Genomic DNA, 26,584 nt, shown 5'->3' on the forward strand with positions numbered 1-26,584 from the left:
ACCGGACAGGTTGGCCCTTGGGACGACAGGGCCTAGTCCATCGCCGTGCCGACGGTCCTCGACCCCGTGGTCAGGAACGTCGTGGCGGGCAGCGAGCCGTCCGCCTCGCGGGTGCCGCGGGCCGTGGTGGCGTCCGTCGACCTCAGCGCCGGGGTGCCGACGCCGCTGTCCCAGTTGTTCGCGGCGGAGACGGTGGACGAACCGAGCCCGGCCAGGCCCCCCTTGTTGCTCACCGCGAGGTTGCGAGCCAGCCGTGCCTTCCCCGTGGCGAACTGGAAACCGGTCTCGGCGTTGGCGTAGGCGGTGTTCCGGTTCAGCACGATCGCGCCGGGGTTGGCGTTCTCGGTGAAGCCGTTCGACCTGTTGTCCCACGCCGCGTTGTCGTTGACGACGTGCGCGACCGTGACACCCCCGCCGCCCAGCTCGAACCCGTTGCCGTTGCCTTCGAACGCCGGGTCGCCCCACCGGTTCTCGCCGTTGCCGAAGGCCCAGGTGTGCTCGACGGTGACCGGTGAGGAGAACTGCCACAGGTCGAGGCCGGCGTCGGAGTTGTCGTACAGCCGTGCGCCGGTGATCCTGTTCCCCGTCCCGGAGCCGAACGTCACCGCGATGCCGTCGGCGTTCTGCCCGTGTCCGGCCGGGTCGTAGTTCCCGTGACTGTCCAGGTTCTGCACGAGGTTGTCGGTCGTGCCGTCGCCGCGCAGGGTGAAGCCGGAGTCGCCGTTCCTCGCGGTGACGAGGTTCCTGAAGACGCCGCCCACGGAGGAGGTGGCGACGAAGCCCTGGGCCGGGGAGTTCTGGAAGGTGAGGTTCTGGACGGTCCAGTGGTCGCCGTGGATTTCGGCGAGCCAGGAGCCGGCGGCCAGCCGGGAGCCGTCGATCCTCACCGTCTCGCTGCCGTACGCCCGCAGCGTGATCCGCGCCGAACCGGTGCCGTCGGCCGAGGACTTGAGGGTGGCCGTCGGGTAGTACGTGCCGGCGCGGACCTGGATGACGGTGCCCGCGGACGCGTTCTTGACGGCCGCCTCCAGCTGACCTGTGGTGGACACCGTGACCGTCGTCGAGGCGGCCTGGGCGCCGCCCTCGGACAGTCCGAGGTACACACCGCCCGCGCACGCGGCGACGGCCACCGTCGCGGCGATCGACAGGGTCCGCGTCCTGCGGTGGCGTCCGGTGCTTGGGCGCACGGGGCGTTCCTTTCCTGGGGGGTGGGGGCGAAGCGGACCGGAGGGGCCGCCCCGGCCCGCTTCTGACATCCGGTCGTCACCCCGGCCGAAAAGGTTGCCGCGGCCCCGCGAAAACGATCGAAACTTTCGCTTCCGCCGGCCCCATCCGCACCGATTGACCAGCTGTCCCCCTCCCATGACACTCCGAAGGCGAACCGACTCCACAGAAACCCCCACACTCACACAGGATGTGTCATGCGACCCCCCAGAGGCCGTACCGCCCGCACCCTCCTGATCCCCCTCCTGGCCCTCCTCGTCTCCCTCCTCTCGCTCGTCACCAGTCCGCCCAGCACCGCGCAATCAGGAGCACCACCCGTGAAGCAGTCCCAGTACGCCGGCTATCTCTTCGCCTACTTCACCGGCGAGGGCACCGCCGACGGCGAGCAGATCCGCTACGCCCTCAGCCGCGGCAACGACCCGCTGCACTGGCGTGAGCTGAACGCGGGCAAGCCGGTCCTCACGTCCACCATCGGCGAGAAGGGGCTGCGGGACCCGTTCGTGATCCGCTCCCCCGAGGGCGACAAGTTCTACATGATCGCCACCGACCTGAGGATGTACCGCAACAGCAGCGGCAGCTGGGACCAGGTCCAGCGGCACGGCAGCAAGTCGATCATGGTGTGGGAGTCCACCGACCTGGTCCACTGGACCGACCAGCGCCTGGTGAAGGTCTCTCCGGACAGCGCGGGCAACACCTGGGCGCCGGAGGCCTATTGGGACGACTCGCTCGGCGAGTTCGTCGTCTTCTGGGCGTCGAAGCTGTACGCCGACGACGATCCCGGCCACACGGGGTCGACGTACAACAAGATGCTCTACGCGACCACCAAGGACTTCCGTACCTTCAGCGAGCCGAAGGTCTGGGACGACCCCGGCTACTCGGTCATCGACTCGACGGTCGTGAAGCACAAGGACACCTACTACCGGTACACCAAGGACGAGCGGGACCCGACCTCCAGCTCGCCCTGCTCCAAGTTCATCACCGGGGAGAAGTCGACGAGCCTGACGGACACCTCGTACGACTTCGTCTCCGACTGCATCGGCAGCGGCTCGATCGCCCGCGGCGAGGGGCCGACGGTCTTCAAGTCCAACACCGAGAAGAAGTGGTACCTGTTCATCGACGAGTACGGCGGCCGCGGCTACGTCCCCTTCGAGACCACCGACCTCGACTCGGGGAAGTGGACGATGTCCGCGAACTACCAGTTGCCCGCGAGCCCGCGGCACGGCACGGTGCTGCCGGTGACGCAGGCGGAGTACGACCGGCTGCTGGCCGCCTACCCGGCCACGCCGGCGTCGGTGGTGGACGCGACGGTGACCGGCCAGAAGGGGTACGGGGTCGTCACCGAGGCCGCGTCGAAGGTCGTGCTGCCGATGGAGCCCGGCGCGGATGTGGCGCGTCTCGCGCCGAAGCTGCACGTCAGTGAGGGCGCGAGCGTGAGCCCGCGGTCCGGTACGCGCCGGGACTTCCGCAAGCCGCAGACGTACACCGTGACGTCCGCCGACGGGACGAAGCGCACCTGGACCGTCGAGGCGGTGCGCACCCGCAGCCCGATCCTGCCCGGCCTCAACGCCGACCCCGACGTGCACTATCTGAACGGCGAGTACTGGATCTACCCGACGACGGACGGCTTCCAGGGCTGGGGCGGGACCCGGTTCACGGCGTACTCGTCGAAGGACCTGGTCCACTGGAAAGGTCACGGCGTCATCCTGGACCTCGGACCCGACGTGACCTGGGCGGACAAGTACGCGTGGGCGCCCGCGATCGCCGAGCGCGACGGCAAGTACTACTTCTACTTCTGCGCCGAGCAGCAGATCGGCGTGGCGGTGGCCGACTCCCCCGCCGGTCCCTTCAAGGACGCGCTCGGCAAACCCCTGGTGGCCAAGGGCGGTGCGCTGAGCGGCCAGATGATCGACCCGGCCGTCTTCACGGACGACGACGGGACGTCGTATCTCTACTGGGGCAACGGGCACGGGTACGTGGTGCCGCTCAACGACGACATGGTGTCCTTCGACGCGACGAAGGTGAAGGACATCACCCCGGACAACTTCCGCGAGGGATCCTTCGTGATCAAGCGGAAGGGCACGTACTACTTCATGTGGTCGGAGGACGACACCCGCAGCGAGAACTACCACGTCGCCTACGCGACCGGACCGTCCCCGCTCGGTCCGTGGACCAAGCGGGGGACGATCCTGTCCAAGCGCGCCGAGTACGGCATCCTCGGCACCGGCCACCACTCCGTGGTGAACACCCCGGGCACCGACGACTGGTACGTCGTCTACCACCGGTTCGCCCTGAACGGCCCCGGAAGGCCGGGCGGCGACGGCATGCACCGCGAGACGACGATCGACCGCATGGAGTTCGCGCCGGACGGGTCGATCAAGCCGGTGGTGCCGACGCTGGAGTCGATCAGGCCCGTGCGGTCTAACTGACGAAGTACGACGGGTTCGGCAGCTTGTACGTCCGGTCGGCGTAGCCGCCGTCGAGGTCCGAGTACTGGTCGCCGAAGTTGGCGACGATGTCGTACCCGAGGTCCTTCTCTATGTGCTGCCGGGTGCCGGACTTGTACTGCACGGTGGTGCAGGTCCAGGCGCCCGGCGTGGCGCAACCGCTCAGGTACGACGGCGGGTTGGCCGTGTTCTTGAGGAACATGTGGCCGGCGTCGAGGTTGATGTCGGCTCCGACCTTCTTCAGGTTCTCGACGGCGGCCGAGCGCTGCGCCTCGCTGAGGCCCGAGTTGTAGAAGACCTCGACGCCCTTCTTCTCGGCGTACCGCACGAGTTCGGGGCTGCCGAAGACCGCCGGGCGGTCGGCCTTGTTGACGTAGGCGGCCCAACTGGCCGAGTTGTACGTGTAGTTGTAGCGCTTCTCGTAGTCCAGGCTGAGCAGCAGCGTGTCGTCGATGTCGAAGACGACCGCGGGCTTGACGCCCTTGTGCAGCGCCTTGCGGGCCGCCTGGTCGATGTACTTTCTCGCGGCGGCGTCGATGCGGGCGAGGTCCTTGGCGTAGGGGCTGTCCGCGGACGCCTGGTAGACGCCGTTCGCGTCGGGGGTGGTGCCGTAGTAGGTGTCGATGTCCTTCACCAGGAGCCCGATGTTGTAGGGCTCATGGGTGGAGTTGGCCGTGGACTGGCCGGCGGTGGCCGCACCGGCGCCGTACAGGGCGGCGCCGGTGACGGCACAGGCGGCCGCGACGGCAGCGATACGCAATGGCTTATGCATGACAGGTTTCTACGCGCGTCACCCTCGTCGGCGCGAGACCCTTTGCCGGATCCATACCGCTCCATAGGGGGCGGATGGGGAAGAGACCGGGTCGTTCTGCCGTCGGCGCCCGGCCTCGGCTGACGGCCACGACGAGGAAGCGGGCCGGAACTCCGGCCCGCTTCACGTGGGTCAGTTCATCGTCGCGCCGATGGTGGTCGAGCCCGTCGTCAGGAACGTGGTGGCGGGCAGGGTGCCGCTCGAGCTGCGGGCGTTGTACGTGCTGCTCGCGTCCGTCGACCTGAAGGCCGGAGTAGCGATCCCGGAGTCCCAGTTGTTGCCGGAGGAGGCGACCGAGGAGCCCTTGTTGACGGAGCCGCCGCCGTTGCTCACGGCCAGGTTCTTGCCGAGCTTGGCCGCGCCGGTGGCGAAGTAGTAGCCCCACTTGGCGTTGGCGTAGGCGGTGGTGCGGTTGATGACGATCGCGCCCTTGTTGCTGTTCTCGGTGAAGCCGTTGCCCGCGTTGTCCCAGGCGGCCGAGTTGTTGATGACGTGCGCGACGACCTCGCCGTCACCGCCCAGCTTGTAGCCGTTGCCGTCGCCCGCGAACGCGGAGTCGGACCAGCGGTTCTTGCCGTTGCCCATGGCCCAGGTGTGCTCGACGGTGACGGGCGAGGAGAACGACCAGAAGTCCAGGCCGTCGTCGGAGTTGTTGTAGAGGCGGGCCCCGGTGATGAGGTTGCCGGTGCCGGAGCCGAACTTCACGGCGATGCCGTCGGCGTTCTCGCCGTGGGTGGCGGCGTCGTAGTGGCCGTAACTGTCGATGTTCCTGACGGTGTTGTTGACCGTGCCGTCGCCGGTGAGCGTGAAGCCGGAGTCGCCGCCGTTGATGGTCTTGATGTTGTTCCAGTTGGTGCCGGTGCAGGACTGGCAGACGACCGCGCTGTCCGGGGAGTTCTGGAAGGTCAGGTTGGAGACGTTCCAGTAGTCCGCGGTGAGCTTGAGGATCCAGCCTCCGGAGGGGAGCGACGATCCGTCGATCTTCACCGTCTCCGAGCCGTACGCGGTGAGCGTGATCGGTGCCGACGAGGTGCCGTTGGCCGTGGACTGGAGGGTGGCCGTCGGGTAGTAGGTGCCGCCGCGGACCTGGATGACCGTGCCGGCGGTGGCGTTCTTGATGGCGTTGGACAGGTCGGTCGAGTTGCTGACGACCACGGTCGCCGCCTGTGCCTGGGTGGGGAGCAGGGCGAGGCCGGCGCCGAGGGCGAGGGCCGTGCCGAGGGTGGTGAGAGCGGTACGACGAGTCATGGAGTGCGGGTCCTTTGACGTCGCTGGGATGGGGAGGGGTTACAGGACGCGGTCCAGCCAGGTGAAGACCTCGTCCTGCATGCGGTCGACGAAGACATGGCCGAGGTCGGGCCAGGTCTTCAGGTGCAACCGCTCCTCGGCGTGGCGCGAGCGCCAGACGGCGCGCAGCTTGTCGTGGGCCACCCGGACGCCGTCGGTGGGGAAGAGGGTGTCCAGGGCGCCGCTGAAGAAGAGCATCGGCCTGGGTGCGGCGATGCCCGCCACGTCGGGGAAGTCGAGGAACCGGGGAAGCCCGGGGTGGAGCATGTAGTACGACGACTGCCCGCGCAGCGTGTTGTTGCCGGGCACCATCATTTCCTTCAGCCCGGTCATCCAGCACACGCTCGCCGCCGCGGCGACGTCGTCGCTGAGCGCGGCGGTCTGCCAGGCGCGGTAGGCGCCCATGGAGAACCCGACGGCCGCGACCCGGCGTGCGTCCACGCGGTCGAGGCCGGCCAGGAAACGGGCGGCTCGGGCGTCCTCGCGGGCCATGAGTCCGGCGAGCGAGGAGCCGAGGTTGTAGAAGTTGGAGGCGAGGGCCTGCTGCTGCTCGTAGGTGAGGGGGCCGCGGTCGCCCCAGCCGAGCGCGTCCAGGCACAGGACGACATAGCCGCGCCGGGCCAGTTCGTCGCCGACGAAGCGTCCGCTGAAGTACTTGTCCGCCCACGCCTGCCCGGAGGCGAGGCGCGTGTCGTCGTACCAGGGCCGGACGAGTTTCTCCTTGCCGATGTCGAACCTGGCTCCGTGGTCGTGCAGGAGCAGGACGGCGGGGAAGGGTCCGGTGCCGTGCGGGGTGAGCAGGGTGCCGCGGACGCGTTCGTACGAGGTGAGGGAGAGGGCCACCAACTCCCTTGTGTATCCCTCGCCTTGGGGGCCGGGGGTGAACTCCGGCGCGTACGGCGTCCTGTCCTGCCGGTCGACGAGGAGGTGCTCCTCGACCTTGGAACGGGCGGCGCGGCGCCAGGACTTGAAGTCGCGGACGGGTGACGTGCCCCAGGCGAGCGGGAAGCGCAGTTCGTCCTTCAGCGCCGGGTGGAAATCCGGCAGGTTGCCGCCGACGAGTTCGGCGGCCTGCGCCGGTCCGGGAGAACCTCCGAGGAACGCCGCCGCCGCGGCTCCCGCCACGAAGGTCCGGCGGCCGAACAGCTCAGTCATACTGCCTCCCGGTGCCGGCGTGACGCAGGACGTGATGCTCGACCGCCGACGGGGATCTGAGCGGCCGGTGGTCGTAGACGTCGGCGGGGTCCCAGCCGACCTCGCTCGTCAGGCCGAGGCCGTTCGCCACGGCGTTCAGGTGGGCGGGGCGGCCGTTGAACCAGGAGCCGGTGTCCCGGAAGTGCTCGCCCCCGTAATCGGCGACCGCGAGGGCCGGGTTGCCACGCGGGTATTGGAAGACGTTGCGCTCGGAGAAGATCGCGGACTCCAGGCCGACGCCGAGCGCGTACAGGGTGTCGGCGGGCCGGCCCCGGTAGACGTTGTTGACGACGTGCACCTGCCCGAAGCGGACACGGGGGGCGCGCTGCACGATGTCGGTGAAGAGGTTGCGGACGAAGGTGACCTTGAGGTGCCCGCGGTCCCGGTCGCCGCGTCCGTCCCCGGACCCGATGAGGATCGCCTTGTCGTGGTCGGTGAATCTGCTGTCGGAGACCGTGATGAAGTCCGAGCCGTCCTCGATGTCGAGCAGGCCGTCGTGCCGCTGGACGTGCTCCCCGTGGAAGCCGAGGGGCGCCTCGCGGTCCGGGAAGCGGCCGTCGGTGAGGGTGCAGTGGTCGACCCAGATGTTCCTGCCGGTGATCACGGTCATCGCGTCGAAGCGGGCGTTCCAGTTGCCCTGTGTCCCGTCGTCCGGCGACCAGCTGGTGAAGTGGTCGACGGGCGCTTCGAGGTGCAGGTTCCGGACGATGATGTTCGTGCCCGTGTTGACGGTCAGGAAGACCCCGAGGAGCCGGGCGTCGCCGCCCATGCCGACCAGGGTGGTGTTGCTCGGCACGGTCAGCTGGATCTGCGCCTTTTCCCGGTTCGATCCGTTCTGCCTGAGCGTGCGCTGCTGCTTGCAGTAGTCGTGGCGGGTGTCGGACCAGGTGGCGCCGTCCTCGCCGAAGCAGGACATGTACTTCGCGAGGTCGTATCCGGGCGCGTAGTCCTGCTCGCCGAGCAGCGAACCGTCCGCCGCCTCATGGCCGTCGATGTCGCCGACCACCCGGATCACCTTTTGGGCGGCGGGGTCTCCCCTGTTGGCCAGGGCCTCCTTGAGTTCGGCGCGGGTGTGCACCGTCCAGGTGGTGCCGCCCGCGCCGCCGGTGGTGCCCGTGCCGGTGGAGGCCCAGCCGACAGGTGCGCGCTCGGCGGCCGAGGCCGTCGTCGGCATGAGCAGGAACACGCAGGCCAGGAGGGCTGTCACGGCCCTACGCACGGGGCCGCCAGTCGCCGAGGTAGGCGGACTTGGTGTGCGATTCGGCCTCTGCGCGGGTCAGTTGGGGCCGGTTCTCCGGCACCGTGATCGCCGCGCCCGGGCCGGTGTTGCGGTACTCCCGGAACCGCATGGTCTGCCAGGGATACGCCTCGCGCATGTTGGTGTACGGCGCCACCGCGTCGATCCCGGGCCCGATCCGGCTGTCCCGCACGACGAGGGACGGCCGGGCGGTCGTCTCGTACGACGGCACCCACGGCCGCGCCAGTTTGTACGCCGCGTCCTCCGCGGCCGAGCTGATCCGGGAGCGGAGGGCGAGGATGCCGTGCGGGTTGGCCCGGGCGGTGGACGGGGCGAAGACCATGCCCTTCGGAGTGAAGGACACGTCCCTGCGCAGCGTGCGGAAGTGGCAGTCCTCGAAGACCGCGGTCGCCCGGCCGAAGACGAAGTCGACGTCGCCCTCGATGTAGCAGCGGTGGAAGTACTGCCGGTCGAAGACGTCCAGCGCGGTCGTCTCGACGAAGAGGGTGTCCTGGTGGGCCAGCAGGCGGACGTTCTCGAAGTGCGTGCGGTCGCCGTACGTGTACGCCGCCACCGCCTGTGTCCCGGTGATCTCGGGATGGTCGGCGCGCAGCCAGTCGTTGGCGAGGGTGAGGTCACGGACGGTGAGCCCGGGGGCCGCCGAGGTGAAGGTGGCGGAGCCCGCGGTGCCGTACGTGCCCGAGCCGTCGGGCTTCTGGGTGCCGTTCGCGTTGTCGTACACGATGACGACGTCACGCGGGTCGCGGGTGGCGCCGCGCACGGTCAACTCTGCTTTGGTGGCAGACACGTTGACGACCTCGCGATACGTCCCCGGGTGCACGACGATCGTCCAGCCGGGGCCGGTCACCGCGTCGACGGCCGCCTGGACCGAGTCGCCGGGGCGGACGTGCAGGACGCGGCGGCCGACAGCCCGTGCGGGACCCGCACCGGCTGCCACCACGAGCCCGCCGGCGATGCCCGTGAGGAGCGCGCGCCTGCGCATCAACGCTCCCCCTTCCACGGCGTCCAGTCACCGAGGTAGGCGGCCCGCGTCGCCGACTCGGCCTGCTCGTCGGTGAGTTGGGGACGATTGGCGGGCACCGTGATCTCCGCGCCCGGGCCCGTGTTCCGGTACTCGGCGAACCGCTGGTTCTGCCACGGGAAGGAGTTCGACATGTTGGTGTAGGGCGCGACCGCGTCGATGCCCGGGCCGAGCCAGGTGTTCCGCACGGTGAGCGACGGGCGGGCGGTGGTGTCGGAGCTCGGTACCCAGGGGCGGGCCAGCTTGTAGTACGCGTCGGGGGCCTCGCTGCTGATCCGGCTGCGGAGCACCAGGTAGCCGAGCGGGTTGGCGCCGGCCGTGGAGGGCGCGAAGACGAAGCCGTACGGGGCGCTGGACGGGTCGGTGCGGTTCAGGGTGCGGAAGTGGCAGTTCTCGTAGACCGCGGTGCCCCGGCCGAAGACGAAGTCGACGTCACCCTCGACGTAGCAGTGCGCGTAGTACTGGCGGGCGAAGACGGACAGGGCGAAGGAGTCGGCGTACAGGGTGTCCTGGTGGCCGAGGAAACGGCAGTGGTGGAAGGCCGAACGGTCGCCCAGGACCTTGATGGCGACGGCCTGGGTGCCGGTGATCTCGGGGTGGTCGGCGCGCAGCCAGTCGTTGGCGAAGGTGATCCAGCGGGCGGTGAAGCCGTCGGTGCGGATCAGGGTGGTGGCGGAGCCGGTGGTGCCGTAGGTTCCGGAGCCGTCGGGCTTCGTCGTACCGGCCGCGTTGTCGTAGACGATGACGACGTCGCACGGGTTCTCGCTCGCGCCGATCCAGGTCATCTCGGCGGCGGCCTCGGTGCGCTGCCCGGTGGCCGGGGCGACGACACCGGCGGACACGGTCTCGCGGTACACGCCGGGCGCGATGACCAGGGTGTACCCGGCGGTGGTGGCGGCGCGCACGGCGGCCTGGACGGTGGTGAAGTCGCCGCGGCCTCGCTGGTCGACGTAGAGCGTCTTCGGGGTGAGGCGTGCGGCCGGAGACCCGTAACGGCCGAACGGGCGGGGCCGGCCGGCGGCCTCGGCGGGCAGGGCGGCCAGCCCGAGCGCGGCGCCCGCTCCGGCGCTCGCCATCAGGAATCCCCTTCTGGACAGGGGGAGGTGGAGGTGGGGCGAGGGCATGCGGGTGCTCCTTGGTGTGCGGCTCGGCAGGGTGGTTCGGTGCGGTGCCTCGCGGGGTGCGGGCCGGGGCGGGCGCGCCCCCGATCGGGGGTGCGGTGGGGTCCCGCCCCGGCCGGTTCGTGGGCGTCGGCGCTGTGGCCGGCGCCCACGGCGGTCCGGTGAGCGTCACAGGCGGCCGGCGCCCACGGCGGTCCGGTGGGCGTCAGCGCAGGCGGCCGGCGCCCACGGCGGTCCGGTGGGCGTCAGCACAGGCCGCCGGCGCCCACGGCGGTCCGGTGGGCGTCAGCACAGGCCGCCGGCGCCCACGGCGGTCCGGTGGACGTCAGCACAGGCCGCCGGCGCCCACGGCGGTCCGGTGGACGTCAGCGCAGGCGGCCGGCGCCCGCCCGGTGGCCGACGATCGCCGGTACGGCCTTCGCCGGGTCCACCTTCGTGCGCAGGGTCGGTGTCCAGCCCGCGCCCGACTGCAGGGTCTCGGCTGGGATCTCCGCGTTGTGCACGGCGATCAGGTCGGTCAGCTTGCCGTTGACGCGGTTGTTCTCAGCGGTCAGCGGCGAGTCGTTCCACTTCTTCAGGACCTTGCCGACGCTGGTGCCGGCCGGCAGCGAGATCGCGTTGTGGGTGGCGTGGAGCTGTGAGGAGATGCCGACACCGAAGATGTAGTAGTCGGACTTCTGCTCCTCGGACACCACGTAGTGGTTGTTGTAGACGTCGACCTGACCGAACCGCACACGCGGGGAGCGCTGGAGGATCCCGTCGAAGAGGTTGTGGTGCATGGTGACCTTGAGCTTGCCGGAGTCGAGAGCGGCGGTGCTGTCGCTGTTGCCGATCAGCATGTTCTTGTCGTGGTCCTGGAAGCGGTTCCAGGACACGGTCACGTAGTTGGAGCCGCGCACGATGTCCGTCAGCCCGTCGTGCTGCTGGAAGACCTTGCCGAAGTAGGACGGCCGCTCGCTGTCGGGGTAGCGCCCGTCGGTGAACGTGTTGTGGTCGATCCACACGTGGTCGGTGCCGAAGACGACCACCGCGTCGTACTCGGAGTTCCAGTTGCCGGTCTTGTTGTCGTCGGTCGGGTCCCACTTCGGGAAGCAGTCGAGCGGAGCCTCGATGGTGAGGTTGCGCAGGATGACGTTCGAGACACCCTTGATCTGGAGGCTGCCGCCGAGGATGCCGGAGTTTCTGCCGACGCCGACGATGGTGGTGTTGCTGGGCACGTTGGCCTTGATGGCCGTGTCCTGGTTGGCGGCGGACGCGACCCGCGCGTCCTCCTGCGGACCGCTGGCCACCTTGTCGTTGCCCCAGACGGCCGGGTCGTAGTCCTTCAGGTACTGCTGGAGGTCGTAGCCACCGGCGACGAAGGCATCGCAGCCCTCCGAGACGGCGTCGATCATCCCCTTCACCTTGATGATCTTGGGTGCGGTGCCGCCGGCCTTCAGGGCGGCCTTGAACTCCGCCCAGGTGGTGACGGTGTAGACGTGCTCGGCGTCCGCGGCCGAACCGCCCGTCGTCCCCGCCCCCTCGGAGCCCCAGCCGTCATTGGCCCCGAGGACCTGGCGGCCGACGTCACCGGACCCGGCCTGGGCGGTGGTGCCGGTGACCCCGAGGACGAGCGCGGTGCAACCGATCAGCGCGGCGACCTTCGTAGTGACATGCCCATGCCATACACGTGCGTTCATTGTGCGGCTCTCTCTCGATGAAGGGTGGTTACGCGGTGGCCGTCGGCCAGGTGATCCAGGACTCCGGGATCTCCGCGTCGAGCCGGCGCACTTCCTGGGGCCCCAGCACCCGGTGGTGCAGCAGCTCGGCGGCGACCAGCCGGGCCACGGCGATCGCGCCCGGCGGGTTGAAGTGCGTGTTGTCCTGCTCGGTCGCGGTCCAGTTGAAGTACTTCTTCGTCTCCTCGACGCCGAGCTTCTGCCACAGCGCGAGCGACAGGGCCTGCAGGTCGAGCAGCGCCACGCGCTCCTCCTGGGCGAGCGCACGCATCGCCGCCGGATACTCGCCGTGACTCGGCACGGCGTTGCCGCTCGCGTCGAACCTGCGACGCTCGACGGACGTGGCGAGCACCGGCCGGGCCCCACGGGCCCGGGCGCCCTCGATGTACAGGCGCAGATAGTCCTGGTACGTCGTCCAGGGCTCGGTGTACCGAGTGGGGTCCTCGGTCTTCTCGTCGTTGTGCGCGAACTGGACGAGCAGAAAGTCCCCCGGCCGGATCGCGGAGAGTATGGCGTCGAGACGTCCCTCGTCGACGAAACTCTTCGAACTCCGCCCGTTCACCGCGTGATTGGAAACGGGCCGATCCTTGTGCAGGAAGAACGGAAGCGCCATGCCCCACCCGGTCTCGGGGGCGGCGGCGGCGTATTTCTGGGCGGCGGTGGAGTCACCGGCGATATAGAGGGTCCGCGTACGGCGGCCTGAGGCCTGCGCGGTACCGGTTGCGGCAAAAGCGAGAGGAGCGGCGGCGAGCGCCGCGGTGGTGACCTGTCTGCGGGTGAGCGACACGACGATGTGCCTTTCTCGACGGCCTTACGAGATAACGGTGCCTTTCAAGTGGGGGGAGTACCCCCCGCGCCCCCGAAGGGGCGCGGGGAAACCGCGCGACCAGCCACGACAAACCCGCAGCCAGCCGTAATACCGAACCAGCCGAGCTCTTAGCCCTTCTGCTCGTTCCATTCGGCCTGAGCCGTGTTCAACTGCTCCGCCAGCGTGTCCAGGAAATCCTTCGCGGTCATCTTCCCGAGCAGCACCTTCTGGAAGTTCGGCTCGTTGTCCGACTTCGAGATGGTGCCCCAGTCAGGCAGGTAGTACGGCAGCTGAACAATGCTCGTGGAACCGTCACTCAGCGCGTCGGCCGCCAGCTTCGTGGGCTCGGCCTTCGAAACCCACGCGTCCTTCGCGGCGTCGTTGTTCGCCGGAACCTGACCGGCCGACTCGTTGAACTTCGAGTTCTCCGCGTGGGAGGTGGCGAACTCGATGAACTTCCAGGCGGCTTCCTTGTTCTTGGACGTCTTGAACAGCCCGAGCCCGTCCACCGGGTTGGACACCTGGACCCGCTTGCCGGAGGCACCGATCGGCTGCGGAATACCCCGGAACTTCTCGGTCCCGAACGCCTTCACGTGGTCCTGGTAGGAGCCCAGGTTGTGGTTCAGCATTCCGATCGTGCCGGAGTCCCACTGGGCGACCATCTTGGTGAAGTCGTTGTTCAGGTCGGCCGCCGGCGTGACCTTCTTGTAGAGGGCCGCGTACTTCTTCAGCGCCTCGACGTTCTTCGGGTCGTTGACCGTGGTCTTCGCACCGGCGGCGTCCCAGAAGGACGTGATGCCGGACTGCCCGTACATCGCGTCCAGCGCCTGGGCGATGGATCCGGCGCCACCACGGATGGTGTAGCCGAACTCGTTCTTGCCGCTGTTGGTGAGCTTGTCCGCGGCCTCGTAGAACTTGTCCCAGGTGGTCGGCTCGTCCAGGCCCGCCTTCTCGAACAGGTCGGTGCGGTAGTAGAGGACACCGTTGTTGGCGGAGGTCGGGATCGAGTACAGGGTGCCGTCACCGCCGCCGGCGGCCTTCAGCGACTTGACCATGTCCTCGTTGAGCTTGCCGTTGAGGGAGGACTTGGCGAGGCGGTCGTCCAGCGGGTCCAGCGCGTTCTGCGCGGAGATCGCCGCGATCATCGCCGCGCCGACACCGCCGACGTCCGGCAGGCCGCCGCCCTGGATGGCGGTGTCGACCTTGGACTGGTACTCGGTGGAGGCGATCCCGACGTACTCGACGTCGATGTCCGGGTTCGCCTTCTCGAAGTCGGCGATGATCTCCTTCCAGATGTCGGTGCGGACACCGCCGTTGTTGTCCCAGAAGAGGACCTTGCCCTTGCCGCTGCCCTCGGCGCCCTTGTCACCGCCGGAGCCGCTGCCGTCGTCACCGCAGGCGGTGGCGGTGAGCGCGAGCACGGAACCCAGGGCGACGGCTATGGCAGCGCGCCTGCTTCTACGGATGCTGATCTTCATTGGTCGGCTCTCTTCTTCTGGATCCAGCGGAGACATGAAGTTGTGGGGGTCAGTGGCGGGCGTACGGAGCCCAGTTGTCCGTGCCCGTGAGGTAGTTCGCGACGGTGTGCGTCTTCGCGTCGGCGTCGCTCAGCTGCGGCCGGTCCGCGGTGACGCCCGCTCCCGGTCCGAAGTTTCGGTACTCGGCGAACCGCGCGTCCTTCCACGAGAACCCGCTCATGTCGGTCCACGGGGAGGACTTGACCGCGGCGGGCAGCTCGGTGTCGCGGATCAGCACCTGGGCGACCGCGGCCGGCTCACCGCCCGGGTGCCAGGGCCGTCCGAGGTGGAAGGTCCCGTCCGGCGCGTCGCTCACGATCTTCGACCTGGTGATCAGGAATCCGTGCGGGTTCCCCGTCCACGTCGAAGCCGCGGTGATGTAGCCGTTGTTGCTGGTGGAGCCCCGGCTGAGCGCCTTGATGACGGACCGCTCGATGACGGTGGTCGCGCGTCCGTAGACGAAGTCGACATCGCCCTCGATGTACGAGTCGCGGATGTAGACCCGGCTGATCACGTCCAGCTTGGGGCTGTCGGTCATCAGGGTGTCCTGGTTGCCCAGGAAGGCGGTGTTCTCGAAGACGATCCGGTCGCCGGTCGTCTTCATCGCGAGCGCCTGCTCGGCGCTGAGCTCGTGCGCGGCCTCGTCGAAGTCGTTGCTGAAGGTGAGGTTGCGGGCCGTGACGTCGTTCGCGGCGATCCGTACGGTCGCGCTCCCGGTGGAGCCGCCGTACGCGGCGGGCGTGTCGTAGACGATGACGGTGTCGGACCGGCGTTGTCCAGTCCCCTGGAGCACGATGTTCGGCTTCGTCGCGGGGATCAGGACCTTCGCCCGGTACGTGCCCGGCGCGACCGCGATCGTCACGGGCACGGCGTTGCCGTCGGGCACGGCGTCCACGGCGGCCTGCACGGTCGGGTAGTCGGCCGGAACGTGGAGGGTGGTACCGATCCGCTGCTGCGGGCCGGAGAACCGCTTCACGAGGGCCGGCACGGCGGCCGCCGGATCCAGCCGGTAGTCGTAGAACTCCCGAGGATCGAAGGCGGCACCCCACTCGTCGGTCCGCCCGGTCGTGTTCCTGAGGATCGACCCGCGCTCGACCAACTCGGCGGTGGCATCGGCCTGGTAGGGATGCTGGACGCCGTCGAAGTAGCTGTTCTCCAGGACCATCCTGGTCTTGCCGCGCGCCCAGTTCCCGTACGTCCACACCGGGTCGCCGTCGGCCACCTGCGCCGACAGGTAGTTGTTGTAGAGGTGGGCGTAGGCACAGTTGTCCGCGGAGGGATTGCGCTGCTTGGTGCCCGTGAACCAGTTGTGGTCGATGGTGATCTGGGTCTGGACGTTGGTGGTCCAGCCGATCCCGAACGCCTTGTTGTGGGTGCTGAACTGGTTGTAGGAGACGGTGATGTACTGGCTGTCCTTGCGGATGTCGAGCAGCCCGTCGCCCATGTGCGTGAAGCGGTTGTGGTCGATCCACACGTGGTCGACGGTGTCCATCTGGATCGCGTCGAAGTCGGTCGTCTTGCCGTCCCAGTCGCCCTCGACGTAGGAGTCGCGGATCGTCAGGTTGCGGATGATGACATTGCTGGTGCCTGGGTTCAGGTGGAATTCCCCGTGGACGATCTCGCCGGTGTCGCCGACGCCGATGATCGTCTTGTTCGAGGTCACGACGATGTCCGAACCGAACGGCTCGACGGCGACCGATCCCGACACCCGTATGACGTACGGCTCTTCGGCCGCCGCGTACTTCGCCAGCGCGGCCTGGTCGGTGACGGTCACGACCTTGCCCCCCGCGCCGCCGGTGGTGCCGCCGGCCAGGGAGGCGAAGCCGTGGGCCCGGTCGGTCCAGCGGTCGGCCGCCGAAGAAGGGGCTGCGGCCTTCGCCTCACCGACCGCCCCGAGGCACAGGGCGGCCACCAGGCCGAGCACGGCGGCCACGACTCTGCCGTGCCCAGATCTCGGCAAGCGCTTGCTATGGGGGTGCGTCATTGCGGCTCCCAAGAGGCGTTCTACGGTGCGATGACAGACGTACGCGAGCGGTGCTCTACAGCGGACTGATCCTGAATTGCGTGAAACTCGCCGCGCCGGCATGTCCCGGGCCGACGGGCGCGAGGGCGAACAGGCCGAGCAGGGCGCCGACCCAGCGCCAGGGGGTGGCGGCGAAGACCTGGCCGGAGGGGCGCAGGCCGTCACCGACGTCGTGGAAGAAGCGGCAGCGTGCTCCGGCGCCGATCTCGACGCGCAGCCTGGCCCGCCCCTCGGGCGCGAGCCGCGGGTGGTCGGCGTCGCGTTCCTTCTCGGCCACCGCCTCGGCGAACCGGTGCACCAGGTGGACCGTCCCGTCGGCGCCCCGCTGCAGTCCGATCCAGCTGAACGCGTCGCCGAGGACCGCGAGCCCGGCCCGTGCTCCCGGCTCCTCGCCGTGCAGGGTCAGCTCCACCTCGACGGCGGACGGGACGCCCGGAAGCCGCTGGGTGAGGACGTTCGGCAGTTTGCGCAGGTCGTGCGCGTCGACCGAGCGGACGCAGGCCAGCCTGAGGCCGTCCCCGGAGTGCTGGGTGGCCCAGCCGTCCTGCGGGTTGGCCGTCCACTGCCACTGGCGGCCGAAGCGTCCGCCGGGGAAGTCGTCGTCGGTGGCGGGCGCGGCGGCCGTCTGCGGCGGCAGGTCGGGCTTCCTGTGTACGGCCACGGGGGCGCCGTCGTCGCCGAGCACCGGCCAGCCGTCCGCGCCCCAGCGCATCGGCTGGAGGTGGACGACACGGCCGTAGGCACCGCGCTGCTGGAAGTGCAGGAACCAGTCCTCGCCGGACGGGGTGCGCACCCAGCCGCCCTGGTGGGGGCCGTTGACGTCGGTGTCCTTCTGCTCCAGGACGATCTTCTCCTCGTACGGCCCGAAGAAGCCGCGCGAGCGGAAGGCGCCCTGCCAGCCGGTCTCCACGCTCCCGGCCGGGGCGAAGATCCAGAACCAGCCGTCGTGCCGGTAGAGCTTGGGTCCTTCGAGGGTGAACCAGCCGGGGATGCGGTCTCCGTCGACGATCACCTTGCCCTCGTCGAGCAGTGACGTGCCGTCCGGGTGCATACGGTGGCCGGTGAGCCGGTTCTTGATTCCCGAGCGCGACTTGGCCCAGCCGTGCACCAGGTAGGCCTCGCCGGTCTCCTCGTCCCACAGGGGACAGGCGTCGATGAGCCCCTTGCCCTCCTTCAACAGGTGGGGGCGCGTCCAAGGGCCGCGAATCTCAGCGGCGTTGATCTGGAAGATTCCCTGGTCGGGGTCGCCCCAGAAGATCCAGAACCGGTCATCATAGTGGCGTAACGCAGGCGCCCAGACTCCGCAGTCGTGCCGCGGGGACCTGAACTCGCTCGCCGGTTCCAGGCGTTCCAGCGCGTGGCCGACCAGGGTCCAGTTGACCAGATCGCGGGAGTGCAGCAGGGGCAGCCCCGGGGCGCGGCCGAAGCTGGACGCGGTGAGGTAGAAGTCGTCGCCCACACGCACGACGTCCGGGTCGGACCAGTCGGCGTTCAGGACGGGGTTCGTATACGTCTCGACGGTGGGAACGGCCTCCGGGTTCGTCTCGGCGGTCGGAACGGGACTCGGGTTCATGTCGGCGTTCACAGGCTCACCGCCTTGCGGATGAGGGCCGCGGCCCCGTCCCGGTCGAGGCGGCCGTCGGCGACCACGGTGACGATCCGGCGTACGACGGTGTCGCCCGGCTCGATCGGCACCCGTTCCTCGTGCGCGAGGGACGAGCCGACGCCCGGGTACTCGGCGGTGCGGACGAACCACGGGTCCCGGCGGGTCCGCTCGGTGGCCCCGGCGAAGACCAGGGTCCAGGTGGCGCCGGCCAGGGCGATCCAGTCCGCGCGGGCGCCGTGGATCCGGGCCTCGCCCTCGGCGCCGGCGGTGAAGACCTGCGGGGCCTCGTCCTCCTTGCGGGCCCGCCAGAAGAAGCCGCCGTAGGCCGCGCCGGGGCGGCCGTTCGTCGCCGGGCTGCCGATCGACAGCGGGTCGGCGGTGACGTTGGTCAGGGAGAAGGTGAAGTCCAACGCCCACGCGGTGTCGGTGAGTTCGGAGGCGGCGACGGTACGGCGTTCACGCAGCAGCTCACCGCCCGCGGCCACCCAGCGCAACTCCTCCACGAACCCGTCGGGGTCACGGAGCTGGAACGCCGTGTGCCTCTGGGCACCGTGGTTGTCGAGCTCGGTCGGGCCCTGGTCGCGGACGTAGGTGCGTCCGCCCCAGAAGTTGAACCCCTCGACGTCGGGAACGGCGACACCGACGCCGAGGTGGTGTGTGTGGTCGGCGGGGCTGAGCTCGGTCACCGCCGTGCCGGCCAGGGTGGTGACGGGGTGCAGGTACGGGCGCGGGGAGAGCCGGGCCGGCAGCTCGGGCCGGGTGACGTACCGGCCGACCGGTCGGCCCGCGACGCGCAGCACCGGCGAGTCGTTGGTCGTCATCACGTGCTCACCTCTTTCGGTAGGGCCCAGGGGGCGCCCAGCTCGGAGTAGAGGGCGAGGTTGTCGGCGGCGGCCGCGACGAGGCCGTCGATGCCGGGTACGACCCGGCGCTGCTCGTCGGGGAGCAGCTGCCAGACGCCCTCCGGCAGCGGGGCCGGGTCGGGGGCCTGGCGGATCGCCTCGACGACCTTCATGAAGGAGCCCGTCACGTCCGGCGTGACCAGCAGCTCCACGCCGTCGGCGAGGTGCTCGACGAGGTTCTCCAGCAGGTCGGTGCGGCCGTACTCGTACTCCTCCGGGCCGTGGTCGGCCCGCTGGAGCAGCACGCGGTCCTGCTTGTACCAGAAGGTGATCCGGCCGCGGCTGCCGTGCGCGACGACGTACGGCTCGTCGGGGTCCTCGGCGCACAGGGTCGCGGCCACGGTCACCGGCAGGCCCTGCGTGGTGGTGACGCGGACGCAGGAGGTGTCGTCGGACTCGATGTCGTTGGCGCGCAGCAGCTCGGTCTCGATCCCGGCGACATCCTCGGCACGCGGGGCGCCGGCCAGGGCGAGGGCGGTGGCGACGGCGTGCGCGAGGGGGTTGGTCAGCGCCCCGTCGATCACGTCGACGCCGTTCAGCCGCCGTTTGCCCGCCCAGGGTGCCCGCCGGTAGTAGGCCTCGGGACGCGCCCAGGCGCCGGCCCCGCCGACACCGGCCAGGTCGCCGATCGCGCCCTCGGCGATCAGCTCGCGGACCGCGGGCACGGCGTGCGAGCCCAGCGACTGGAAGCCGATCTGGCAGACCACCCCGGCCTCGGCGACCCCGTCCGCCATGCGGCGGAACTCGGCGTACGAGGGGGCGGGCGGCTTCTCCAGGAGGAGGTGCACGCCCCTTCGCGCGGCCGTCAGTGCCAGGTCCGTGTGGGTGGGGATCGGCGTGCAGATCACCGCGATCCGGGCGCCGGTCGAGTCGAGGAGGGCCCCGAAGTCCGCGGACTGCTCGGGCGTGCCGAGGCCCTCGGGGAGCTCGTCCTCGGTCAGCGGGGTCAGCTCGCAGATGCCGGCGAGCCGGACGATCCCCTTGTCCTGGAGCCTGCGGATGTTGTCCAGGTGCCAGTGGCCGTGGCCACGCGCGCCCGCCAGGACGATGTCTACGGTCATGGGGTCCTCCCTGCGCCCGCGCCGCGTGCCACCTCTCGGTCGGCCGCCTCGGCGCTGTCGATCTTTGTGTGCAGGGTAGGTGTCCAGCCGACGTCGGCCGTGAGGTCACGCTCACTGGCCGAGTTGTAGGCGTTGTAGATCGTGAGCAGGTCCACCGGATAGCCGTTGAAGAGGCTGCCGCTCTGGTGCAGGGCGCTGCCGTTCCAGCTCTTGACCAGGTCGGCTGCCTCGATGTGGCCGGGCGTGGTGAAGGCGTTGTTCTCGGCATGGATCGCCGACTCGGTGGACACCCCGATGGAGTAGCGGTAGTCGTGGGCGTCCTCCGGGACGACGTACCGGTTGTTGTAGAGGTGCACTTGGCCGAAGCGGACGCGCGGGGCGCGCTGGACGACGGACTCGAACTCGTTGTGGTGCAGGGTCACCCGGAGCTTGCCGCGGTCGCCGGTGGCCGAGTCGCTGTTGCCGATGAGCATCGCCTTGTCGTGGTCGGCGAAGCGGCTCCAGGAGACGGTGACCAGGTCGGAGCCGTTGGTGATGTCCAGCAGGCCGTCGTGGCGGAGGTAGTTGCGGGCGAAGTAGGTGGGTTCCTTCTCGTCCGGGTGGCCCTTGTCGGAGGCTGTGACGTGGTCGACCCAGACGTGGGTGGCACCGCGCAGCCAGAGGGTGTCGTACGCCGTCTTCCAGTCGCCGAGGCCGCCGTTGTTGGGCTGCCAGACGGGGAAGCAGTCGTAGGCGTCGCGGAGTTCGAGGTTGCGGATGATCACGTTGTCCGCGTTGTTGACCTGGAGGCTGCCGCCCTTGAGGACGGCCTTGGAGCCGAGGCCGACGATCGTGGTGTTGGAGCCGACCGGCAGCACGACCCGCTCCGCCTGCCGGGCCGCCGACGCCTGGCGGGCCTCCTCCTGCGGGCCGCTGGGCGGGGCCGAACCCCAGGTGCGGGGATCGTAGGCGGCCAGGTACTTCTTCAGGCTGTAGCCGCCGGTGGTGTAGTCGGCGCAGTCCAGGTGGTCGCCGTCGTCGTCGGTGTTGGCGTCGATGGTCCCGGCGATCTTGATGATCTTCGGGGTGGCGCTGCCGCCGTCGAGGGCGCGGACCAGTCCGGCGCGGTCGGTGACCGTGTAGACGTGGGCGTCGTCGGCCGCCGCGCCCCCGGTGGTGCCGCCGTCGGCGGCCGCCCAGCCGTCGTTCGGGGCCAGGGTCTCGCGGCTGATGTCACGGGCCTCGGCGTGGGCGGGGACGCAGAGCATCCCCAACAGGCCCAGGGCGAGGCCGAGGTGACGCTTCCTCATCCCTTCACCGCCCCTGCGCTGAAGCCCGTGATCAGCCACTTCTGGATGAAGGCGAACACGATCACGACGGGTACGGCCGCGATGATGCCGCCCGCGGCGAGCGCGCCGAGGTCGACGCTGTCCGCGCTCATCAGGGTGTTGAGGCCGACCGGGATGGTCTGCTTGTTCTGGTTGTTCAGGAACATCAGGGCGAACAGGAAGTGGTTCCAGGAGTGCACGAAGGCGAAGGAACCGACGGCGATCAGGCCGGGCCGCAACAGCGGCAGGACGACGATCCTGAAGGCGGTGAACCGGTTGCAGCCGTCGACCCAGGCCGCCTCTTCCAGCGAGTACGGCACGTTCTTGATGAAGTTGCTGATCAGGATGATCGACAGCGGAAGCTGGAAGACGGTCTCCGCGATGATGACACTGCCCAGCGAGTTGATCATCTGGAGCTCGGCGAAGATCTCGAACAGCGGGACCAGGAGCAGCGCGCCCGGCACGAACTGGGAGCACAGCAGGGCCAGCATGAAGGCCTGCTTGACCTTGAAGTTGAACCGGGCGAGCGCGTAGCCGCCGGCCAGCGCGACGAGGGTCGTCATCACCAGGGTGGCGAGACCGACGAGCAGGCTGTTCTCGAAGTAGGTGGCGAAGCTGCGCTCCGTCCACACCTTCTCGAAGTGGTCGAAGGTGATGGGCCAGGGCACGAGCGAGGTGGAGCCCGCCGGGCGCAGCGCGAAGAGCAGGATCCAGTAGAACGGGATCAGGGTGAAGACGAGGTAGATCGACAGCGGCAGGTAGATCTGCCAGCGAGGGGCCTCGTCCCAGGCGGGGCGCTTCTTGACCGGACGCTGCGGTTCGGGAACCGTGCGCCGGGGGGCCGGTGCCACCGCGGTGGCCTCCTTGGTGCTCACTTGTCCCCACCTCCGAACTTGCTCAGGCGCAGATAGACCATGGAGCAGAAGAGCAGGATCACGAACGCCACCGTGGTCAGGGCGGACGCGTAGCCGAAGTTGTGGGCGTCGACGCTGGTGTTGGCGATGTAGAGCGGGAGTGTCGTCGTCTCGCCGGCGGGTCCGCCGCCCGTGAGGGTGTAGAGGAGGTCGACGTTGTTGAACTCCCACACCGCGCGCAGCAGCGTGGACAGGACGATCGCGTCCTTCAGGTGCGGCAGCGTGATGTGCCAGAACTGCTTGATCCGGCTCGCCCCGTCGACCTCGGCCGCCTCGTACAGGTCCTTCGAGACGGACTGCAGGTCGGCGAGGATGAGGATGGCGAAGAACGGGACACCGCGCCACAGGTCGGCGACGACCGCCGCCGAGAACACGGTCGAGGTGTCCGACAGCCAGCTGGTGCCGTAGGAGCCGATGCCCATGTCCGCCAGGTAACGGGTGATGCCCGTCTGGGAGTTGTAGAGCAGCACCCAGATCGCGGAGGTGAGGACGCCGGAGACGGCCCACGGGGAGAAGACCATGGCGCGGCCCAGCGAGCGGCCCACGAAGGTCTGGTTGACGATGAGGGCCAGCGCCAGACCGAACAGCAGCTGGAGCCCGACCTCGACGACGACCCACTTGGCGCTGAAGGTCAGCGTGTCCCAGAAGATGGGGTCGTCGGTGAAGGCGTGGACGAAGTTGTCGAAGCCCGCGTAGCCGTTCCGCCACGGTTTGGTGGGGTTGTAGTTCTGCAGGCTGTAGTAGAAGACGCTGATGACCGGGTAGGCGATGAAGCCCAGCATGAGCAGGGCCGCCGGCGCGATCAGCAGGTAAGGGAGCCTGCGCGGCGTGGCGGAGGCACGGCGTCGCCGGGGTGGCCCCGGCGGTTTCGCCACGGCTGCGGCTTGGGCCATGACTGTTCTCCGTTTCTGGTACGTCGTGCGTTCTGGTGCGGGTGTTTCGCGTTCGGGTGAAGCGCTTTCTCTCAGTGCGCGCCTGGTTCTTGTCCGAGCGGGGGTACGGCGGTTCAGCCCGCGTACGGGTCCTGCACCTTGCCGGGGCGGGCCAGGAACTCGAAGTCGCAGCCCGTGTCGGCCTGGGTGATCTGTTCGTTGTAGAGCGCGCCGTAGCCGCGCTCGTAGCGCACCGGGGGCGGCGTCCACTCGGCCCGTCGGCGTTCCAACTCCTCGTCGTCCACGTGGAGATGGAGGACGCGGGCCTCGACGTCGAGGGTGATGCTGTCACCGGTCCGGACCAGGGCCAGCGGTCCGCCGATGTACGACTCGGGTGCCACGTGCAGGACGCACGCGCCGTAACTCGTGCCGCTCATCCTGGCGTCGGAGATCCGGACCATGTCCCGCACACCCTGCTTGAGCAGGTGGTCGGGGATGGGCAGCATGCCGTACTCGGGCATGCCCGGGCCGCCCTTGGGCCCGGCGTTGCGCAGCACCAGCACGCTGTCGGCGGTGATGTCCAGCGACGGGTCGTTGATGGTCCGCTGCATGGTCCGGTAGTCGTCGAAGACGACCGCGGGGCCGGTGTGCTTGAGCAGGTGCGGCTCGGCGGAGATGTGCTTGATGACCGCGCCGTCCGGGCAGAGGTTGCCGCGCAGGACGGCGACCCCGCCCTCGGTCGCGACCGGGTTGTCCCGGAGCCGGATGACGTCGTCGTTGTGCACCTGCGCGCCGGTGATCTGCTCGCGCAGGGTGTCGTACGAGACGGTGGGCCGCTCCAGGTGGAGCAGGTCCGGGATCCGGGAGAGGAAACCGGGCAGACCGCCGGCGAAGTGGAAGTCCTCCATCAGGTAGGTCTGTCCGCCGGGCCGTACGTTGGCGAGCACCGGGACCGTGCGGGCGATGCGGTCGAAGTCGTCCAGGGTGAGCTTGACTCCGGCCCGGCCCGCCATGGCGATCAGGTGGATCACCGCGTTGGTGGAGCCGCCGAGGCCGAGCACGGTGGTGACCGCGTCCTCGAAGGCGTCACGGGTGAGGATCTCGCTCAACTTGCGGTCCTTGTGGACCAGTTCGACGATCCGGAGACCCGCGGCGGCTGCCATCCGGTCGTGCCCGGAGTCGACGGCCGGGATGCTGGAGGCACCCGGGACCGTGACGCCGAGCGCCTCGGCGGCGGCGGTCAGTGTGGACGCCGTACCCATCGTCATGCAGTGGCCGGGTGAGCGGGCGAGTCCGGACTCCAGTTCGGTCATCTCGCAGTCGCCGATGAGGCCGGCCCGCTTGTCGTCCCAGTACTTCCACATGTCGGTGCCGGAGCCGAGGATCTCGTTGCGCCAGTGGCCCGGCAGCATGGGCCCGGCGGGCACGAAGACGGCGGGCAGGTCGACGGTCGCGGCGCCCATGAGCAGTGCGGGCGTGGACTTGTCGCAGCCGCCCATGAGCACGGCCCCGTCGACCGGATAGGACCGCAGCAGTTCCTCGGTCTCCATCGCCAGCATGTTGCGGTAGAGCATCGGGGTCGGCTTCTGGAAGGTCTCGCTGAGCGTGGAGACCGGGAACTCGAGCGGGAAACCCCCGGCCTGCCACACCCCCCGCTTCACCGCCTGCGCGCGGTCCCGCAGATGGACGTGACAGGGGTTGATGTCGGACCAGGTGTTGAGGATCGCGATGACCGGCTTGCCGAGGTGCTCCTCGGGCAGGTAGCCGAGCTGGCGGGTGCGGGCGCGGTGGCTGAAGGAGCGCAGGCCGTCGGTGCCGTACCACTGGTGGCTTCTGAGGTCTTCGGGGCGCCTTCTGGTGGGCTCGTTCATATGGACCACCCGGCGGCTATGGCGGCGACTTCCGCCCGCTCTTCCTCGGGCAGGTGCCTGCTCGGCGGCCGGACCTCGCGGCGGCACAGGCCGAGGGAGGCGAGGGCCTCCTTGACGACGGTGACGTTGTTGGCGGACCCGTTGGCCGCACGGAGCTCCTCGAAGCGGCGGATCTGCTCCCAGACCTTCATCGCGGCCGGGAAGTCGCCGGACCGAAGCGCCTCGATCATGTTCAGCGAGACGGACGGGGCGACGTTCACGAGTCCCGAGGTGAAGCCGGTGGCGCCCGCGGAGAAGTACGAGGGGGCGTACGGCTCGGCGAGTCCCGCGACCCACACGAAGCGGTCGAGCCCGGCGTCGCGGGCGAACGCCGCGAATCTGGCCGCGTCCGGGACGGCGTACTTCACGCCGATGACGTTGGGGCAGGCGTCGGCGAGTTCGGCGAGACGGACGCCGTGCAGCTGGGCGTTGCGGATGTAGGGGACGACGCCCAGTTCGGGCACCGCCTCGGCGATCGCGCGGTGGTAGTCGACCCAGCCGCTCTGCGAGACGTACGGGTGGACGGGCTGGTGGACCATGACCATCTGGGCGCCGAGCTCACGGGCGTGCCGTGCGGAGGCGATGGCGGTCGGCACGTCGTGTCCGACCCCGACCAGGATCACGGCACGGTCGCCGGCCTCGTCGACGGTCCACTCGGTGACGAGCTGCCGCTCCCGGGGGGTGAGGGCGTAGAACTCCCCGGTGTTGCCGTTGGGGGTGAGGGTCCTGACCCCCCCGTCGAGCAGACGACGCAGCAGGGCCCGGTGGGTGTCCTGGTCGATGGTGCCGTCCTCGGCGAACGGGGTCACCGGGATCGCCACCACGTCGGCCAGGGCCGTCCGCTGGGTCTCGAACGTCGTTGTCATGCCTGACCGTCCTCTCCCTGGGCCCCGGACTCCGCTTGCGGAAAGGCCCGTTGCACGAACGACCCGATGTGCGCGTGAAGGGCGCGTGCGGCTCCGTCGGCGTCACCGGCGAGGGCGAGCCGCAGGATCTCCCGGTGCTCGCCGGCCTCCCGCTCCCAGGACGGCGAGGCCGCCCAGGCGACGGCGGAGACGAGGGCCGCCTGGTCGCGCACCTCGTCGAGCATCCGGCCGAGCAGCGGGTTGCCGCACGGCAGGTAGAGGGCGCGGTGGAACTCCCGGTTGGCCAGGGAGCGTTCGGCGGTGTCGGTGGCCTCGTCGGCCCTGGTCAGCGCGGAGCGGGCGGCGTCGAGGGACGCCCCACGCCTCACGGCACGCTTCAGCGCCTCGGGCTCCAGGAGCAGCCGGACGTCGTAGACCTCGCGCGCCATGTCCGCGTCCACCATGCGCACCGTGACGCCCTTGTACTGGTTCATCACGACGAGCCCGGTGCCGGCCAGGGTCTTGAGCGCCTCGCGCACCGGGGTCTTGGACACCCCGAACTGCGCGGCGAGCTCGGTCTCGACCAGAGCCTGCCCCGGGGTCAGCTGCCCGGTGAGGATGCGGTGTTTGATCCCTTCCAGCACGTACTGCGTGCGGGAGGGGATCGGCGTGGGCACAGAGGTCATGCGCGCCTCTCGGATATCGCGTATCGGATCTCACGTATCGCGTCTCATATATGAC

The 26,584-nt window shown here is 69.5% G+C and carries 21 protein-coding genes; 1 reads left to right on the forward strand and 20 read right to left on the reverse strand.

Annotated features, from left to right (window positions below):
- Positions 1–32 precede the first annotated feature (32 nt).
- On the reverse strand, positions 33–1,187 hold the full coding sequence (locus ACFWWR_RS21025) for a right-handed parallel beta-helix repeat-containing protein (protein ID WP_383865220.1): 1,155 nt from the start codon (positions 1,185–1,187) through the stop codon (positions 33–35).
- Positions 1,188–1,421: 234 nt separating this feature from the next.
- On the opposite strand from ACFWWR_RS21025, the gene ACFWWR_RS21030 reads away from it, so the two are divergent.
- The gene (locus tag ACFWWR_RS21030) at positions 1,422–3,650 is read left to right on the forward strand and encodes a family 43 glycosylhydrolase (protein WP_384304718.1); all 2,229 of its coding nucleotides are present in this window, start codon (positions 1,422–1,424) and stop codon (positions 3,648–3,650) included.
- Here the strand turns inward: ACFWWR_RS21030 and ACFWWR_RS21035 are convergent.
- From ACFWWR_RS21035 to ACFWWR_RS21125, 19 genes are all read right to left on the reverse strand, one after another.
- Positions 3,643–4,440 (reverse strand): HAD family acid phosphatase, encoded by a 798-nt coding sequence (locus tag ACFWWR_RS21035; protein ID WP_383865215.1) that lies wholly within the window; start codon positions 4,438–4,440, stop codon positions 3,643–3,645. The two genes, ACFWWR_RS21030 and ACFWWR_RS21035, sit on opposite strands and share 8 nt — an antisense overlap.
- A 171-nt stretch (positions 4,441–4,611) precedes the next feature.
- Positions 4,612–5,727 (reverse strand): chondroitinase-B domain-containing protein, encoded by a 1,116-nt coding sequence (locus ACFWWR_RS21040; protein ID WP_383865213.1) that lies wholly within the window; start codon positions 5,725–5,727, stop codon positions 4,612–4,614.
- A gap of 39 nt (positions 5,728–5,766) precedes the next feature.
- Entirely contained in the window at positions 5,767–6,921 is a 1,155-nt protein-coding gene (locus ACFWWR_RS21045) for a dienelactone hydrolase family protein (RefSeq protein WP_384304720.1), read from the reverse strand.
- Positions 6,914–8,167 carry a polysaccharide lyase family 1 protein gene (locus tag ACFWWR_RS21050; protein WP_383865209.1) on the reverse strand — a complete coding sequence of 418 codons (1,254 nt, stop codon included), beginning with the start codon at positions 8,165–8,167 and terminating at the stop codon, positions 6,914–6,916. Before ACFWWR_RS21050 ends, ACFWWR_RS21045 begins: the two co-directional genes overlap by 8 nt.
- 4 nt (positions 8,168–8,171) lie before the next feature.
- Complete coding sequence (locus tag ACFWWR_RS21055; RefSeq protein WP_383865207.1) at positions 8,172–9,200, reverse strand: pectinesterase family protein; 1,029 nt, start codon at positions 9,198–9,200, stop codon at positions 8,172–8,174.
- Positions 9,200–10,363, reverse strand: a complete 1,164-nt coding sequence (locus ACFWWR_RS21060) for a pectinesterase family protein (RefSeq protein ID WP_384304723.1) — start codon at positions 10,361–10,363, stop codon at positions 9,200–9,202. Before ACFWWR_RS21060 ends, ACFWWR_RS21055 begins: the two co-directional genes overlap by 1 nt.
- Before the next feature lie 362 nt (positions 10,364–10,725).
- Complete coding sequence (locus ACFWWR_RS21065; protein ID WP_383865203.1) at positions 10,726–12,039, reverse strand: polysaccharide lyase family 1 protein; 1,314 nt, start codon at positions 12,037–12,039, stop codon at positions 10,726–10,728.
- Positions 12,040–12,067: 28 nt separating this feature from the next.
- Complete coding sequence (locus ACFWWR_RS21070; protein ID WP_383865201.1) at positions 12,068–12,865, reverse strand: rhamnogalacturonan acetylesterase; 798 nt, start codon at positions 12,863–12,865, stop codon at positions 12,068–12,070.
- 149 nt (positions 12,866–13,014) lie between these two features.
- Positions 13,015–14,364 (reverse strand): ABC transporter substrate-binding protein, encoded by a 1,350-nt coding sequence (locus ACFWWR_RS21075; RefSeq protein WP_383865199.1) that lies wholly within the window; start codon positions 14,362–14,364, stop codon positions 13,015–13,017.
- 49 nt (positions 14,365–14,413) lie between these two features.
- Entirely contained in the window at positions 14,414–16,387 is a 1,974-nt protein-coding gene (locus tag ACFWWR_RS21080) for a pectinesterase family protein (protein WP_384304725.1), read from the reverse strand.
- Positions 16,388–16,442: 55 nt separating this feature from the next.
- A complete protein-coding gene (locus tag ACFWWR_RS21085) occupies positions 16,443–17,999 on the reverse strand; it encodes a family 43 glycosylhydrolase (RefSeq protein WP_383865310.1) in 1,557 nt (518 codons plus the stop codon).
- 8 nt (positions 18,000–18,007) lie between these two features.
- Positions 18,008–18,853 carry a PmoA family protein gene (locus ACFWWR_RS21090; protein WP_384304728.1) on the reverse strand — a complete coding sequence of 282 codons (846 nt, stop codon included), beginning with the start codon at positions 18,851–18,853 and terminating at the stop codon, positions 18,008–18,010.
- Positions 18,853–19,995, reverse strand: coding sequence for a Gfo/Idh/MocA family protein (locus ACFWWR_RS21095; RefSeq protein ID WP_384304730.1), 1,143 nt, complete (start codon positions 19,993–19,995; stop codon positions 18,853–18,855). The genes ACFWWR_RS21090 and ACFWWR_RS21095 overlap by 1 nt, the downstream gene beginning before the upstream one ends.
- Positions 19,992–21,284: a polysaccharide lyase family 1 protein gene (locus ACFWWR_RS21100; RefSeq protein ID WP_384304733.1), complete on the reverse strand. Its 1,293-nt coding sequence runs from the start codon at positions 21,282–21,284 to the stop codon at positions 19,992–19,994. The genes ACFWWR_RS21095 and ACFWWR_RS21100 overlap by 4 nt, the downstream gene beginning before the upstream one ends.
- Positions 21,281–22,177 carry a carbohydrate ABC transporter permease gene (locus tag ACFWWR_RS21105; protein WP_383865189.1) on the reverse strand — a complete coding sequence of 299 codons (897 nt, stop codon included), beginning with the start codon at positions 22,175–22,177 and terminating at the stop codon, positions 21,281–21,283. Before ACFWWR_RS21105 ends, ACFWWR_RS21100 begins: the two co-directional genes overlap by 4 nt.
- The gene (locus ACFWWR_RS21110) at positions 22,174–23,109 is read right to left on the reverse strand and encodes a carbohydrate ABC transporter permease (protein ID WP_383865187.1); all 936 of its coding nucleotides are present in this window, start codon (positions 23,107–23,109) and stop codon (positions 22,174–22,176) included. The genes ACFWWR_RS21105 and ACFWWR_RS21110 overlap by 4 nt, the downstream gene beginning before the upstream one ends.
- 113 nt (positions 23,110–23,222) lie before the next feature.
- Positions 23,223–24,959, reverse strand: coding sequence for an L-arabinonate dehydratase (araD, locus tag ACFWWR_RS21115; RefSeq protein WP_383865185.1), 1,737 nt, complete (start codon positions 24,957–24,959; stop codon positions 23,223–23,225).
- Positions 24,956–25,864: a dihydrodipicolinate synthase family protein gene (locus tag ACFWWR_RS21120; protein ID WP_383865183.1), complete on the reverse strand. Its 909-nt coding sequence runs from the start codon at positions 25,862–25,864 to the stop codon at positions 24,956–24,958. Before ACFWWR_RS21120 ends, araD begins: the two co-directional genes overlap by 4 nt.
- The gene (locus ACFWWR_RS21125; protein ID WP_383865181.1) at positions 25,861–26,529 is read right to left on the reverse strand and encodes a GntR family transcriptional regulator; all 669 of its coding nucleotides are present in this window, start codon (positions 26,527–26,529) and stop codon (positions 25,861–25,863) included. The genes ACFWWR_RS21120 and ACFWWR_RS21125 overlap by 4 nt, the downstream gene beginning before the upstream one ends.
- Between the last annotated feature and the right edge of the window lie 55 nt (positions 26,530–26,584).

Origin of the sequence: Streptomyces sp. NPDC058678, assembly GCF_042714835.1 — a bacterium.
GTDB lineage: Bacteria > Actinomycetota > Actinomycetes > Streptomycetales > Streptomycetaceae > Streptomyces.

Excerpts from the sequence above, each read along its gene's own strand:
- ACFWWR_RS21030 (WP_384304718.1), top strand. The coding sequence starts at position 1,422 with ATGCGACCCCCCAGAGGCCGTACCGCCCGCACCCTCCTGATCCCCCTC.
- ACFWWR_RS21035 (WP_383865215.1), bottom strand. The coding sequence starts at position 4,440 with ATGCATAAGCCATTGCGTATCGCTGCCGTCGCGGCCGCCTGTGCCGTC.
- ACFWWR_RS21040 (WP_383865213.1), bottom strand. The coding sequence starts at position 5,727 with ATGACTCGTCGTACCGCTCTCACCACCCTCGGCACGGCCCTCGCCCTC.
- ACFWWR_RS21045 (WP_384304720.1), bottom strand. The coding sequence starts at position 6,921 with ATGACTGAGCTGTTCGGCCGCCGGACCTTCGTGGCGGGAGCCGCGGCG.
- ACFWWR_RS21055 (WP_383865207.1), bottom strand. The coding sequence starts at position 9,200 with ATGCGCAGGCGCGCGCTCCTCACGGGCATCGCCGGCGGGCTCGTGGTG.
- ACFWWR_RS21060 (WP_384304723.1), bottom strand. The coding sequence starts at position 10,363 with ATGCCCTCGCCCCACCTCCACCTCCCCCTGTCCAGAAGGGGATTCCTG.
- ACFWWR_RS21065 (WP_383865203.1), bottom strand. The coding sequence starts at position 12,039 with ATGAACGCACGTGTATGGCATGGGCATGTCACTACGAAGGTCGCCGCG.
- ACFWWR_RS21075 (WP_383865199.1), bottom strand. The coding sequence starts at position 14,364 with ATGAAGATCAGCATCCGTAGAAGCAGGCGCGCTGCCATAGCCGTCGCC.
- ACFWWR_RS21080 (WP_384304725.1), bottom strand. The coding sequence starts at position 16,387 with ATGACGCACCCCCATAGCAAGCGCTTGCCGAGATCTGGGCACGGCAGA.
- ACFWWR_RS21085 (WP_383865310.1), bottom strand. The coding sequence starts at position 17,999 with ATGAACCCGAGTCCCGTTCCGACCGCCGAGACGAACCCGGAGGCCGTT.
- ACFWWR_RS21090 (WP_384304728.1), bottom strand. The coding sequence starts at position 18,853 with ATGACGACCAACGACTCGCCGGTGCTGCGCGTCGCGGGCCGACCGGTC.
- ACFWWR_RS21095 (WP_384304730.1), bottom strand. The coding sequence starts at position 19,995 with ATGACCGTAGACATCGTCCTGGCGGGCGCGCGTGGCCACGGCCACTGG.
- ACFWWR_RS21100 (WP_384304733.1), bottom strand. The coding sequence starts at position 21,284 with ATGAGGAAGCGTCACCTCGGCCTCGCCCTGGGCCTGTTGGGGATGCTC.
- ACFWWR_RS21110 (WP_383865187.1), bottom strand. The coding sequence starts at position 23,109 with ATGGCCCAAGCCGCAGCCGTGGCGAAACCGCCGGGGCCACCCCGGCGA.
- araD (WP_383865185.1), bottom strand. The coding sequence starts at position 24,959 with ATGAACGAGCCCACCAGAAGGCGCCCCGAAGACCTCAGAAGCCACCAG.
- ACFWWR_RS21120 (WP_383865183.1), bottom strand. The coding sequence starts at position 25,864 with ATGACAACGACGTTCGAGACCCAGCGGACGGCCCTGGCCGACGTGGTG.
- ACFWWR_RS21125 (WP_383865181.1), bottom strand. The coding sequence starts at position 26,529 with ATGACCTCTGTGCCCACGCCGATCCCCTCCCGCACGCAGTACGTGCTG.